Annotated in this window: 11 protein-coding genes; 3 read left to right on the forward strand and 8 right to left on the reverse strand. The window is 65.3% G+C overall.

Annotated elements, in window-relative coordinates; genetic code table 11:
- Positions 1 to 53 precede the first annotated feature (53 nt).
- The gene (locus GOACH_RS06950; RefSeq protein ID WP_040517841.1) at positions 54 to 872 is read right to left on the reverse strand and encodes a 2-amino-3,7-dideoxy-D-threo-hept-6-ulosonate synthase; all 819 of its coding nucleotides are present in this window, start codon (positions 870 to 872) and stop codon (positions 54 to 56) included.
- A gap of 88 nt (positions 873 to 960) precedes the next feature.
- On the opposite strand from GOACH_RS06950, the gene GOACH_RS06955 reads away from it, so the two are divergent.
- A complete protein-coding gene (locus GOACH_RS06955) occupies positions 961 to 1,770 on the forward strand; it encodes an arylamine N-acetyltransferase family protein (RefSeq protein ID WP_005172587.1) in 810 nt (269 codons plus the stop codon).
- Here GOACH_RS06955 and GOACH_RS06960 read toward each other — a convergent pair.
- Positions 1,731 to 2,942, reverse strand: coding sequence for a 4-hydroxybenzoate 3-monooxygenase (locus tag GOACH_RS06960; RefSeq protein WP_005172588.1), 1,212 nt, complete (start codon positions 2,940 to 2,942; stop codon positions 1,731 to 1,733). The genes GOACH_RS06955 and GOACH_RS06960 overlap by 40 nt on opposite strands.
- Before the next feature lie 243 nt (positions 2,943 to 3,185).
- Between GOACH_RS06960 and GOACH_RS06965 the strand changes: the two genes are divergently transcribed.
- A complete protein-coding gene (locus GOACH_RS06965; protein ID WP_052003939.1) occupies positions 3,186 to 3,983 on the forward strand; it encodes a glycosyltransferase family 2 protein in 798 nt (265 codons plus the stop codon).
- A 32-nt stretch (positions 3,984 to 4,015) separates the two neighbouring features.
- Here the strand turns inward: GOACH_RS06965 and GOACH_RS06970 are convergent, their stop codons facing one another.
- The 6 genes from GOACH_RS06970 to GOACH_RS06995 form a co-directional block, all read right to left on the reverse strand.
- Positions 4,016 to 6,178 (reverse strand): hypothetical protein, encoded by a 2,163-nt coding sequence (locus GOACH_RS06970; RefSeq protein ID WP_005172592.1) that lies wholly within the window; start codon positions 6,176 to 6,178, stop codon positions 4,016 to 4,018.
- Positions 6,175 to 7,452, reverse strand: coding sequence for a glycosyltransferase family 2 protein (locus GOACH_RS06975; RefSeq protein WP_245551834.1), 1,278 nt, complete (start codon positions 7,450 to 7,452; stop codon positions 6,175 to 6,177). Before GOACH_RS06975 ends, GOACH_RS06970 begins: the two co-directional genes overlap by 4 nt.
- A gap of 38 nt (positions 7,453 to 7,490) precedes the next feature.
- Complete coding sequence (locus GOACH_RS06980; RefSeq protein ID WP_005172596.1) at positions 7,491 to 8,318, reverse strand: glycoside hydrolase family 16 protein; 828 nt, start codon at positions 8,316 to 8,318, stop codon at positions 7,491 to 7,493.
- Positions 8,315 to 9,004, reverse strand: coding sequence for a hypothetical protein (locus GOACH_RS06985; protein WP_005172598.1), 690 nt, complete (start codon positions 9,002 to 9,004; stop codon positions 8,315 to 8,317). The genes GOACH_RS06980 and GOACH_RS06985 overlap by 4 nt, the downstream gene beginning before the upstream one ends.
- On the reverse strand, positions 9,001 to 10,020 hold the full coding sequence (locus tag GOACH_RS06990; RefSeq protein ID WP_005172600.1) for a glycosyltransferase family 2 protein: 1,020 nt from the start codon (positions 10,018 to 10,020) through the stop codon (positions 9,001 to 9,003). Before GOACH_RS06990 ends, GOACH_RS06985 begins: the two co-directional genes overlap by 4 nt.
- A gap of 109 nt (positions 10,021 to 10,129) precedes the next feature.
- The gene (locus GOACH_RS06995) at positions 10,130 to 11,407 is read right to left on the reverse strand and encodes a hypothetical protein (RefSeq protein WP_005172601.1); all 1,278 of its coding nucleotides are present in this window, start codon (positions 11,405 to 11,407) and stop codon (positions 10,130 to 10,132) included.
- A gap of 176 nt (positions 11,408 to 11,583) precedes the next feature.
- On the opposite strand from GOACH_RS06995, the gene pstS reads away from it, so the two are divergent.
- The gene (gene pstS / locus GOACH_RS07000; protein ID WP_040517844.1) at positions 11,584 to 12,705 is read left to right on the forward strand and encodes a phosphate ABC transporter substrate-binding protein PstS; all 1,122 of its coding nucleotides are present in this window, start codon (positions 11,584 to 11,586) and stop codon (positions 12,703 to 12,705) included.
- The last annotated feature ends 2 nt before the right edge of the window (positions 12,706 to 12,707 follow it).

Genomic DNA, 12,707 nt, shown 5'->3' on the forward strand with positions numbered 1-12,707 from the left:
TCGATGGTGAAGGGGAGTGGGTCGCGCCGGGCTCCCTGGGGATCGCTCGACGCTCAGGCCAACTGGAGTGCGCGGGGGTCGTGGTCGTGCAGATGGGCGGCGAGTGCTCCGGCCACCTGCGACGGTTCATCGGCGTCGAAGATCTGACGACCGAAACTCAGCCCTGCAACGCGTGATTGGGCGACACGGCAGCCGAGTTCGATCGCGGCGTCGTCGGAGGCGGCGGAGGGCCCGCCGGCCACCAGGATCGGCAGCGGACACGAGTCGACGACCTGATCCATCGCCTCGGTGGTTCCCGCGTAATCGAGTTTCACGATGTCGGCCCCGAGGTCGGTGGCGATGGCAGCCAGGTGCGCCAGCGTCTGCGCCGACGTCGAGACCGGCGAGGTGGTTGCGCCGCGTGCGTACATCATTGCCAGCAGGGGGATTCCGAGACGCTCGCATTCTCTGGCGACTCTGCCGAGATCGGCGAGTTGGGCGGGTTCGGTATCCGAGGAGACGTTCACGTGGACGCTGACGGCATCGGCACCGAGACCGAGGCATTCGTCGACGGAACCGACGAGCACCTTGCCGGTGGCGTCCTGAGCGAGGCTGGTGCCTGCCGACAGATGCACGATCAGGCCGAGTCCGGTGAATCGGCGCGGATCGATGGTCCTCGCCCTGCCCTTGTGGACGATGAGCGCATCGGCGCCCGACTCTGCGAGCATGGCCGCGGTCTCGTCGGCATGATCTGCGCGGCCGAGCGGGCCGATGGTGACCGAGTGGTCGATCGGCACGACCAGCGCGCGCCGGGATGGCGACGAGAACAAGCGTGCCATGCGAAGGGCTTTGCCGGACAGAACTTCCCGTCTTTCCCCACGGCGGTCGTGCATGCTGGTACTCCGATCGTGATGGCAGATCACGTAGGCGGCGGCGGACCACCCCCGGTGATCAAGATGAGGTTAGCCTATCCTTTGTGTTGTGACCAAGCCGAGTGTGAGATTTCCGACCGATGCCTACCTGACGCGCATCGGCGTCGCCCACCGACGGCCGGCGCTCGCCGCGCACGATCCCGACGCAGTCGAGGCGCTCGCACGCCAGCAGCATCGGACGATCCCCTTCGAGAACCTCGACATCCACCGCGGGCTCGTGGTGAACGTGGCCGCGGGTGTCATCGTCGACAAGCTGGTCATCCGACGCCGTGGCGGAATCTGCTATGAACTCAACGGACTGCTGCTGCTCGCGCTCCGCGAGTTCGGGATCGATGCACAGGCGATCGGCGCGCAGGTTCGCATCGACGCGGGCCTCGGGTTGCCGCTCGGGCACATGGCGGTCGTGATCGGCCGGGGTAGACGACGTCGACTCGTCGACGTGGGGTTCGGTGGTGAGATGGCCACCGCGGATGTCGATCTCGACGACCCGCACACGTGGGAGATCGCCTGTGGTGACGGTGCGTATGTGCTCGACGGTGTTCCGCGGGACCTCGACGAGTTCGCAGGAATGGCGCGATGGCACAGCACCGATCCCGCGTCGCGGTTCACCGGATCGGTGATCTGCACCCGTGACGACGGCGTGCACCGCTACACGCTGACCTCGCGTCGTGAGGAAAGCGGCTATCGACTGGTTACCACGACACCGGACGGCGGTCGGGTCACCGAGTACGTGACGATGCGAGACTCGATCATCCTGCTGCGCAGCCTGTTCGGGATCGATCTCGACGAACCTGTTGCAGCCCTGACCGCAGGTACTCATCAGAACCTCCAGGGCGTCGGGAAAGGGAGCCCGAGGTAGACCTCGCCGAGGGCCCGCTGTTCATCGTCCGACGACGTCCACCGCTGCAGGCGTGCACGGCGGAGCTCCCAGTCGAACGGATCGTCGGTGACGCGATGGAGCAGTGACGTCAGATTCCACGAAAATGACTGAGCTTGCCAGATTCTCGGCAGTGCGCGAGCGGTGTAGGCGTCGAGTTCTTCGCGCTTGCCGGTCGCATAGAACGCGCCGAGAGCGTGGGAGAGCACGCAGGCATCCGACACGGCGAGGTTGAGTCCTTTGGCCCCCGTCGGCGGAACGATGTGCGCGGCATCGCCGAGTAGGAACAACGAACCCAGCTGCATGGGCTGTGTCACGACACTGCGCAAGGGGGCCAGGCTGCGATTGATGATCGCACCGGTTTCCAGGGGCGGGTGGTCGTCGGAGGTACTGCGTCGGGCGAGTTCACTCCAGATCTGATCGTCGCTCCACTCCGTGAGTCGGGTACCGGCTGGAACCTGCAGGTACTGCCTGCTGAGGCGAGGCCCCCGCATGCTGTGTACCGACAGACCGTCCGGGTGAGCGCAGTACATCCCCTCTTCGGTCACCGGGGTCGAGTGCGCGAGAATACCCAGCCAGGCGAAAGGATATGTGCGCTGCAAGGTCTCGACATACGGTGCCAGCGTCGCTCGTCCGACGCCGTGGAAGCCATCACAGGCAGCGATGACATCCGCGTCCACGCGATGCCGTACTCCGTCGACGGAGTACTCGACCGACGGTGTGCTGCCCTCGAAGTCGTGCAGGGACACATCGTCGGCGGAGAAGACCGGCGCACGGTCGAGGGAACGGAGCCCGTCGATGAGATCGGCGACGATTTCGGCCTGGCCGTACACGTAGGCGTTACGGCCGGTGAGACGGTGGAAGTCGAGATGGTGAGTCCTACGATCGAGACGGATGTAGAAACCCTTGTGCACCAATGCCTCGCGATGAAGGCGGTCGGCAACTCCGAGCTCGGTGAGTACATCGACGGTTGAGTTCTCGATGACGCCGGCGCGGACACGGGACCGCACATGGTCTTCTGTCTGATGTTCGAGGACCAGGGCATCAATGCCCTGGGCGGCGAGCATGTGTGCCAACGTCAGGCCTGCGGGCCCTGCGCCGATGATCGCGACCTGTGTCCGCGTCGAATCTCGCGATACATCAACTGTTCTCACGGCATTCCTCGCCTATTGTGTCGTCCGGCCGAAGGATCGGTTGGCAACTGTGAGGACGGTCGCACCGATCAGATATCTCTGCAGGTTTCGTAAGCCTACCCTTATCTAGTACGGTTGGGCGAACCGGGAGACCGGGAGTGCGGTCTGGTGCCGATACCGCGATGACGATGGCAACCTCATACGAAGGGGAGATCGGTGACGGACACGTACAACGGGGACACTCCGCGCGCGGTAGACGACGAAATGACCGAGTTCGAGCACGAATTCGAGCCGGAAACGCCAGATGACGCAGATGCGGAAGGGCCGCGCGAACCGACGGTGACAGTGGTCATTCCGGCCCGCAACGAAGCCCTCAATCTGCCTTACGTTGCCGAGCGTATGCCAGTGGTCGATGAGATCGTCGTCGTCGACGGCAACTCCACAGACGACACGATGGCCGTGGCGCGTCGGCTGTGGCCCGACGCGGTGATCATCCCTCAGACACGCGGCGGTAAGGGCAATGCCCTCGCCTGTGGTTTCGCCGCCGCGACGTGCGACATCATCGTGATGATCGACGCCGATGGTTCGACCGATCCCGCCGAGATCCCCAGATTCGTCGAAGCGCTGGTCGGTGGCGCCGACCTGGCGAAGGGCAGCCGGTTCTCGCACGGTGGCGGCAGTGACGACATCACGACGTTCCGACGCCTCGGCAACAAGGGATTGAACTTCCTCGTCAACCGGATATTCCACACCGAGTTCGCCGATCTCTGCTACGGCTACAACGCCTTCTGGCGTCATCACGTATCCGTACTCGACCTGCCCGACGTCGCCCTGGCGGAACCACAGTGGGGCGATGGGTTCGAGATCGAGACGGTCATCAATGTGCGTATGGCACGTGGTGGTCTGACCATCAAGGAGGTCGGCTCACATGAGAGCTGCCGAATTCATGGACGCAGCAACCTCAATGCGTTCAGCGACGGCTTTCGCGTGCTGCGCACCATCGGGTACGAGCGTCGCACGCACCGCGCGCTGACGCGCGCACAGGTCGTCGACCCGGCATAGCGCCACCAGCAGAAGACTGGAACGAACCAGGACTAACGAGGCGCCGTCTGCGGATCGTGCTCGAGCACAAGGGTGTCGGGGTTTTCCCACACCGTCCGCCAGCCGGGCGTCTCGCGCATGATTCGTTCGAACTCGGCGGGAGCGCCGGGACGGTACTCGCCGTAATACTCGATGACCCGCCGCGACTGGGTGGTGAAGGCGATGATCGTCGGCTTGTCGGTCTCGCCGACCTTCCACTCGAGCCAGCCGAGTTGTTCGGGTGTCGGGAAAGTACCACGGGTGTCGGCCAACTCGAAGGACAGCGGGTAGTCGAAGTACGGATTGGCGAGGGTCAGCGGCGCGTAGTTCTCATTGACCCGAGCGGGAAGCCCGGCCCCGTAGAGCATGATGATTCGCGTGCCGGGCGGCGCGGATGCGGTGATGCGGTCGATGGCGTCGACCTGGGCTCTGGTTTCGACGACGGTAGGCCACAGTGCGACATACGCGTAGGCGCCCGCAAGTGCGGCTGTCACGACGGCCAGACTGCTCGCCCATGCGAGTAATGCGCGGCGTCCGCGTCTGCGAAAACCATCAAGGGCCGCAACGATGTACGGAGCGGCGAGGAGTCCGCACCCCAGTAGCGAGTACAGGTAGACGCGGAAGATGGCCTCGCCTCCGTAGCTCTGTCCGAGCAGGAGTGCGAGAGGAGAGAACGCCACGATCGCGCAGGCGATCACATACGGACGCTTGTTCTTCCACCCGACGACGGCGGCGAGACCCGCGAAGAGCAACACGCCGGCAGACAGGGCCCGACAGATCAGCGAGGTGATCTCCTTGGCAGGCACGCCGGAAGCGGTGACGTTGCTGGTGGCGTTGCTGACCGGATTGCCTCCCGAGAGAATCCCGTACGGCGCAACGGCGTCGAAGTTGAGGGCGAGGTATGCGCCCGCGATACCGATCATCACCGCCACCGCCCACCACGGACGCATCTGTCGGAAGATGACGAGCGCGACGGCGGCGGCGAGCACCCAGAACGGGGTGAGTTGATGTGTCGGGACAATCGCCGCGAACGGAACGATGGCAAGGATCCCCGTTTGACGATGATGTCGCGAGGCGATCAGCATCGCGAGAAGGCCGTAGGCGATGACAAGACTCCATGCCTGTGGCGAGAAATAGTCCTGGGCAACCCAGTTCACCATCTCGACGCAGAAGGCCGCGGTGATCGCGACGCGAGTCGACGATCCGATCGTGCGTGCCGCGGAGTAGACGATGATCGCGATCAACAGGTGGATGACGAGCGCGAACACGTGCGCCAACGACATCGGGTCGAACCCGGTGACATCGGAGAACCATGCGGAGGTGACGAAGAACGCCGGCCATTGCGCATAGATGTCGGTGCCGTTGGGCTGGATGAGATCGTGTGCCATCACGTAGCGCACGACGGCGATGTGTTTGTACGTCCACTCGTACAGCGGCACTTCCGTTCCGAGCCAGGTGGTCCCGCGTTCGATGACGATCAGCGTGAGGAGGGCCGCCACCGCGACGGGAACGCGACGTCGCGCGATCGCGATGACGAAGGCGACGGCGACGAGAACGACCGCGGGGATGAGGAGCATGCCCGCGCCGGAGAACAGCAGGCCGTAGAAGCCGGCGTCGACGCCAGGCAGCCCGATGCCCAACGCGGCGATCCACAGGACGAGGGCGAGCGCGAGGAACACGAGCGATACGTCGAAGCCAACGCCGCGCAGCGAGGTACGCGCGCGGGAAGCGAGGTCGGACGGCCACGAACGCACCGGTGGTACGGAATGTTCGCGAACGTACCAGTACACGCTGCTGCTTGCGACTGCCAGGATTTCGACCACGAGGATCGCCGATGGATGCCACCTGTAGGACCACATCGCACCGATCGCGATGATGGTCATGATCGACATGCTGAGCGTCACGACGGCCGCGGGGAGAAGCCTGCGCGGGACATGCACCCACGTGGTGATCGCGGCTCCGGGACCGACGAACACGAACGCGGCGACGAGCACCGCGCGCATGGGACCAGGTAGCGGGATCAGGCCGAAAAGTCCGATCACGGAGGAGATCAGCGCGACATCGGCGAGTCGGTAGGTGACCCGTTGTGGGAGCAGCGCTTCGGCAGTGGGCGCTGACGACTGCGCATCTGTGTCGGAGGTGGCGTCGAGGGAATCCGGCGGTGCACTCGTGGTCACAGGGTCGCTCCGGTAGTGATGGTCGCCCCTTCGCGTGCTGCCAGCAACGGAGTCGCCTGCTTGCCCGCCCGTCGTTCCTGGGCGAGTGCCCACGGACCGCGGAACACGGAGAAGACCTCGAGTCGACCCACTGACGCAGAGATGTCGACGAGCATGTGATCGGGTGGACGGCAGACACCGCCGTAGGCGGCCGAGGCGCGGAACACCGAACGAAAACGTCTGCGTAACACAGAGAATGCGAGACGGCGGTGCGTGCGGTCGCAAGCGATCTTGGTCAGGACCGCGCCGAGTCCTGCTCCGTATCCGCGCGCTTGCGAGAGCAGGGCGTCGTTGTCGCTGCGATGTCGGTGCCAGACTATCGCCGACGGCTCGGACACCAGGCTGTACCCGGCTACGAGAACGCGCAGGAACATGTCGAGATCCTCGCCGCCCATCGTCTTCGTGCCTGTCCCCAGTGCCTCGTCGAACCCGCCGAGGCGCACGATGCGATCCCGGTCGACCGCGAAATTGGCTCCGGTCCCGTAGATCCCGACCTGGTACGGGAACAGCGGGATGTCCTCTGGCGGATCGTCCAGGGAGTACCGACGTGCGGTGACATTGTCGGCCCAGGAGACCCGCCAGTCGAAGTACGCCTGTGCCGGCGTGCGCAACTCACCGCTGGGGACCAATCCGCACACGCAGGCGACGTCGTCTGCGCGCGCGAAGCCCGCCAGCAGGCCCGCGATCCAGCCGGGGTCGACCACCACATCGTCGTCGGTGAACGCGACTATCTCGTGCGAGGCCGCCAACAACCCTGTGTTCCGTGCGGCCGACAGACCGGGCACAGGTTCGGTGACCAGGCGCACACGCTCGTCACCGCACTTGTTCACGACCCGAGCGGTCGCGTCGGTCACGGGTGCGTTGTCGACGACGAGGATCTCGAGTGGGGAATGTGGAAGGCGCATGAGCGATTCCAGGGCGGATCGTAGATCCTCGGGACGCTCGCGCGTGCACACCACGATCGACACCGGTTGATCGCGTAGCGCGGGGGTACTCGCCGGCATCGCCGGTGGAATCGTCACGGTCGCGAGCCCGTTCCGGAGCGGCGTCTCCGCGAAACGTACGGGCACACCGGAATTGCGGATGAGTATTCGCGCACGGGTGTACCCTTCGGCGTCGACCGGACGACAGACGACGGTGTCGCCGACCGATCGACGCATGCGTGCGAGCTCTGCTGTGTCGAGTTGCCCGACCCAGGTCGCATCGGGCCATTCCGGTCCTCCTGTGCTGGGCATGACAGGATGCAATTCGACTGGCGCCGTGAACAAATCGGTCATGTGCCGGAGCTCCGTTCGGTTGTGGTCACCCGAATCCAATCGACCGTCATCGTGGCGGGGAAGGCGGTGTCGGCCGACGGCGGGCCGGGCCAGTCGCCTCCGACGGCGACGTTGAGCAAGACATGGAAGGGGGCATCGAACACCCATTGGGAGCCCGCGGCGAGATCGGACGGTGTCACGGAGAACAGCTCGCGGTCGTCGATGCCGGTGACGATGCGACCGGGCGCCTTGCGAATCCAGTAGGTGTGGAATGTGTCGGCGAGCGGGAAGGGGGCCGGGCCCGAAGCCGAGAGGTTCTGGCCGCGTGGGTCGGAGTTCGCAGGCGTGTGGATTCCGGTGTGGTAATCGGTTGCGGCGTTCAGTGTCTCGATCACGTCGATTTCTCCTGCGCGCGGCCAGCCAACCTCGTCGAGGGAGTCGCCGAGAAGCCAGAACGCCGGGTGCAGTCCCTGGCCTGACGGAAGCGAGATGCGTGCAGAGACGGTGCCGTAGAGCAGGGAGTACTTGCCGCGGGTGGTGAGGCGGGCCGAGGTGATGGTGTCGCCGTCGCGTCGGGCTGTGATCAGTAGGTGTCCCTTGCCGTCGAGTCTCACGTTGCGTGTGCTGTCGGTGTAGACCTGCTGTTCTCTGTTACCCCAGCCCCCACCTCCGGTCTCGGCGGTCCACACTCCGCCGATGGGGCCGGCCGGACCGTCGAATTCGTCTGAGACGACGTGCGTATCGGCGGTGCTCGTTGCGGGATCTGCGTTTCCGCGTGGTAGTGCACATGCCGTGAGTGAGAGGGCGAGCACGCCGGTGACCGCGCACACGAGTTGCCGTTTCATCCGCTGGTCACCGGCGCGGGTTCGATCTGCCCCAAGTCCGACGTGTCGTCCGACCGGTCTCCGGGAGCGCGTACCCGTCCACTCGACACCCCGGCGACGACGACAGCGACGAGGATCGGGTAGACGATCAGTCGCTGGGTGCCGCCCGAGCCGAACCATCCGGTGAGACCCGTTGCGTAGGAGATGAATGCGACCGTCGCGATGATCCCGGCAAGCGCCACGATCGCGCGGATACCCGGCGTCAAGAGTGTGGAACCGGAGAATCCGATCATCGCGACCCCGACCGAAGCGAGCACGAAGAACGTCGTGAGTGCGGCCGAATGATGTTGATAGTCGGTCTTCTCGGTGATGATCCCGCTGACCGCCAGTCCGAATCCGGCGATCAGCAACGCGCCGGCGTGGGGAAACGTGACGATCCGTCGTAGAGCCCAGCTCGCCGCAACGGTCGAGATGGCGAGGCCGGTGAGGACCAGGCTCACGTTCATCACGGGGTAGAGCGCGCTGCAGGGCCAACGACCTTGTGGTCCACAGAATTCGAGTCCTAGCGGTCCGAGTTGGTCGACACGGTACGAGTAGTGTCCCCGCCATGTCGCGGAGACCACCCACTCGGCGGCGAAGAACTGGAGAACGATGAGCGCGGCGACCAGGGTGATACGAGGGTCACGGAGGAGTCGGAGGATTGTCATCGGATCGGGTTGGCCTCTCTGGGGCAGGCATCGCGGTGGGAATCACCTCTGCGGGAGTGGTCGGCCACGACTGGTGCGGCACGGCCGATCGATGTCACCATTCCGACACAGAACCCCGTGCACGTCACGAGTAGTCCGGCGAGGAGAGCCACGGCCCGGGTCGGTGTGTGTCGGGAGCGCCACATGCCCTGCGGCAGAGTGCGGGTCGCGTATCCGCGCTCGGCGGCCAGCGCGGCGTCGGCCGAGGTCAAGCGCGCCAGCGTGGCCTTCGAGCGCCCTTCTTGATAGCAGCGGCGGCTGAAGTAGGTGAAGCTGTTTCGGTCGGGTGACACCGCGTGGCGGACCCGGAAGCCGGTGTCGCGCACGATCCTCGAGTGTGGAAATCGTTGGCGCAGTGCAATTCCCATCAGCGTCTCTTCGCACCCCGCAGGGAGGTCACGGTGCCGGCCGAGTGCGGTGGAGAATCCTCCGATGACCTCGAGCCGGTCGCGGCGTACCGCCATAGCCGCCCCGATCGGGTTGCGGATCTGTGCACCGTTCTCGGGTAGACCGCGATAGTCACAGCCGACGACCCAGCCGAATTCCTCGGGAAACCACGTCGGCTGCGGGAGGATCCAGTTGGGTGTGATCGCACCACCCAATGCGCTGATCTCGTCGTCGGCGAAGCGTGTTCGAATGGCGTCAAAGGACCCGGAGTCGGGCTCGGCGTCGTCGTCGATGAAGACCAGTACCTCACCTCGCGCCATACGGGTGCCGGTATTCCGCGCGCCAGAAAGACCGCGCGCCTGCGTGGATGGGCTGACTCGGACCGCGGAATCGTCGACACCGAGCTGCGATGTCAGCATCGCGAGCAGCTCGTCGTTGTGGTCGACCACGACGACGAGTTCGTCGCCCGGGTGCAGTTGGGCGCGTGTCGCGGCGATCGCGCGCGAGAGAAGGTCCGCGCGGCCGCAGGTGTAGCAGCAGATGATCGCCGACAGCGTGGGCGCAGCTGGCTGCGAGGAGAGGTGCGGCAACTTCGACTCCGGACTGCATGCGGGACGGCGGACGACGGTAGCCTAACCCATATGTATTAGGGAAGGCTAACCAAAGAAGCGATGGTCACATCTCGGATCTCGACCCGAGCTATCCCGACCTGGGGACCGTCTCGTCGAGCGCTGCCGACGCCTGCGACGGGACGTCGTCGAGCGCTGCCGCCACCGCATCGGGGGCGAAGACATCGTCTCGGAAGGTTGCTGTGAGACAGAGACTCCCGGTGACCGACGTACTCGTCACCGTGATCCCGGTGGGCGAAGGGGGATCGGCGACGCCGATGACATATGCGGTGTCGGGGTCGGTGAATGTCCACCGCCCACGACGCCCCGGGACGACGCCACCCGAGGAGTGGAGCAGATCGATCGCGGCCTCGCCCGCGGGTGTCCACGACCGTAGGGCGTCGTTCCCGCTGGTTCCTCGACGCTGCGCCAACCTCGACTTGATCGCCGTCACAACAAGATTCGCCACCGGTCGCCCCATGGTCGACGCAGCCGAGAGTTCGGCCTGCAAAGCCGTGGGAGATGTATCCGGGAGTACAGCGAAGTCGAGACCTGCCGCGAAGTTGGCCATCGTGCCCACCGAGCGCGGTAGGTAGGCCCGCGCGTCGAACGGAAGGGTGACCATCGGATTGACCCGCAGGCCCGCTGCCGTCAACGCTCGTACCAGTGCGACGGTGTAGATCGCGAACATTCCGACATCGGGTGCGCGTACTACTCGCTGGGCGCGCATCGATTCGACGACCTTCGTGTCGAACCGAACCATCACGCTCGTCGTCGAACCGGGCCGATCGATTGCCACCATCTGGCAGGGGTGCGGTGGACGGAAGTCGCGGGAGAGATGCATGCGCGCGAGCGCGACGACCCTTCGCGGATCGCACAGGACTGACGCCCCTGCGATCGCCAGGGCCGATGTGGACGTGCGAAGCCGTGGCAGCAGTGTGACGTCCACGTCGTCGACGCCGAGGAGGACGTCGACGATCGTGTTGACCAGGGTGGTGTCGCCGAGCCCGTGGTCGTAGTCGATAGCCATGTGATCGTCGCTGAGGACGACACGGAGGTGTCCCGGCGCGCGCGACGACAACTCGTCGAGCAGCGTTCTGGGATCGCCGGTTGCCGGTGCGGTGTGAACGGCGGTTGCAAGCGCGTCGGGTGCGAAGAGCCACGTGCGACGGTCGGCAGACGGCTGGAGTCCGATCCGGGTGTGCGGACCGAGTTCGGCGAAGCGGCGGAGTCGAGCGGTCGCGGTGCGCGCGTCCGGGAGCGCGAGCGGTCCGAGAACGACAGCGCTTCGCCGCGACGCGTGGTGCACGTCGATGGCCGCGCCCGTCACGGGGCGCGCAGTGTCGAGTCGGGGTGCCGGGCAGCTCATTACATGCAGACTTTAACAAAGCCTTACCTAACTAGCGCGGCCCGTCTCGAATGTCCAATTCATCTTCCGTTCACCTTCGGTGTCCGGGCCGTCCACCACGGCCCCCTACTGTCAGTGCGACCGGGCAACGCCGCTTGGCGGGACTGCCATGTTCTGATGCTGGAGGGAACCAGAAAGTGAAATTGAGTCGTACAGGAGCAGCCGTCGCCGTGATGGCGGCCAGCTCCGCCCTCGTTCTCGGTGCGTGTAGCAGCAATGCGGACAAGGGCGGCACCAGCGCTGCACCCGCCTCTGCGGTGACCGACATCAAGTGCGAGGGCAAGGAGTCCCTCAAGGCGAGCGGTTCCACGGCCCAGGCCAACGCCATGAAGATCTTCTCCACCTCGTTCGCCAAGACCTGCCCGGGTCACGAGCTCGCCTACGGTGGCGGCGGCTCCGGCCAGGGTGTGTCCGACTTCACTCAGAACCTCACCGACTTCGGTGGTTCCGACTCGCCGCTGAAGGGTGAGGAGATCCAGAAGGCCGCACAGCGCTGCGGCTCGGAGGCGTGGCAGCTCCCGCTCGTCTTCGGTCCGATCGCGGTGACCTACAACGTCGACGGCGTCGACGACCTTGCGCTGTCGGCTCCGACGCTGTCCAAGATCTTCAGCGGTGAGGCCAAGACCTGGAATGACCCGGCAATCGCTGCCGACAATCCCGGCAAGACCCTGCCCGCCACCCCGATCAGCGTGATCTACCGCGCCGACCAGTCGGGTACCACCGACAACTTCCAGAAGTACCTGACCGCCGCAGGCGGCTGGACCAAGGGTGCGGGCAAGACCTTCAACGGCGGCGTCGGCGAGGGCAAGCAGGGCAATCCCGGTGTGGGCTCCGCGGTGAAGCCGACCCCCGGCTCAATCGCCTACGTCGAGTGGGCCTACGCGCAGTCCAACAAGTTGTCGATGGCGAAGATCATCACCGACCAGGACAAGAGCGGCGTCGCACTGACGGCCGAGACCGGCGGCAAGACCATCGAGTCGGCGAAGCTCAAGAACGGCCCCGACAACCACAACATGGTCATCGACACGGAGTCCTTCTACAAGCCGACCACCGCGGGCGCCTACCCGATCGTTTTGGCAACATACTCGATCGTGTGCTCGAAGTACGCTGATACTTCGGTCGGCCAGGGTGTCAAGACGTTCCTGTCGGTGGCGTCTGCACCGCAGAACCAGGGCCAGGAGCTCATCAATGCGGGCTACATCCCGCTGCCGAGCGAGTTCCAGCAGAAGCTGTCGTCGTCGATCAGCGCCCTGCAGTAATC

This window comes from Gordonia aichiensis NBRC 108223 (genome assembly GCF_000332975.1).
GTDB lineage: Bacteria > Actinomycetota > Actinomycetes > Mycobacteriales > Mycobacteriaceae > Gordonia > Gordonia aichiensis.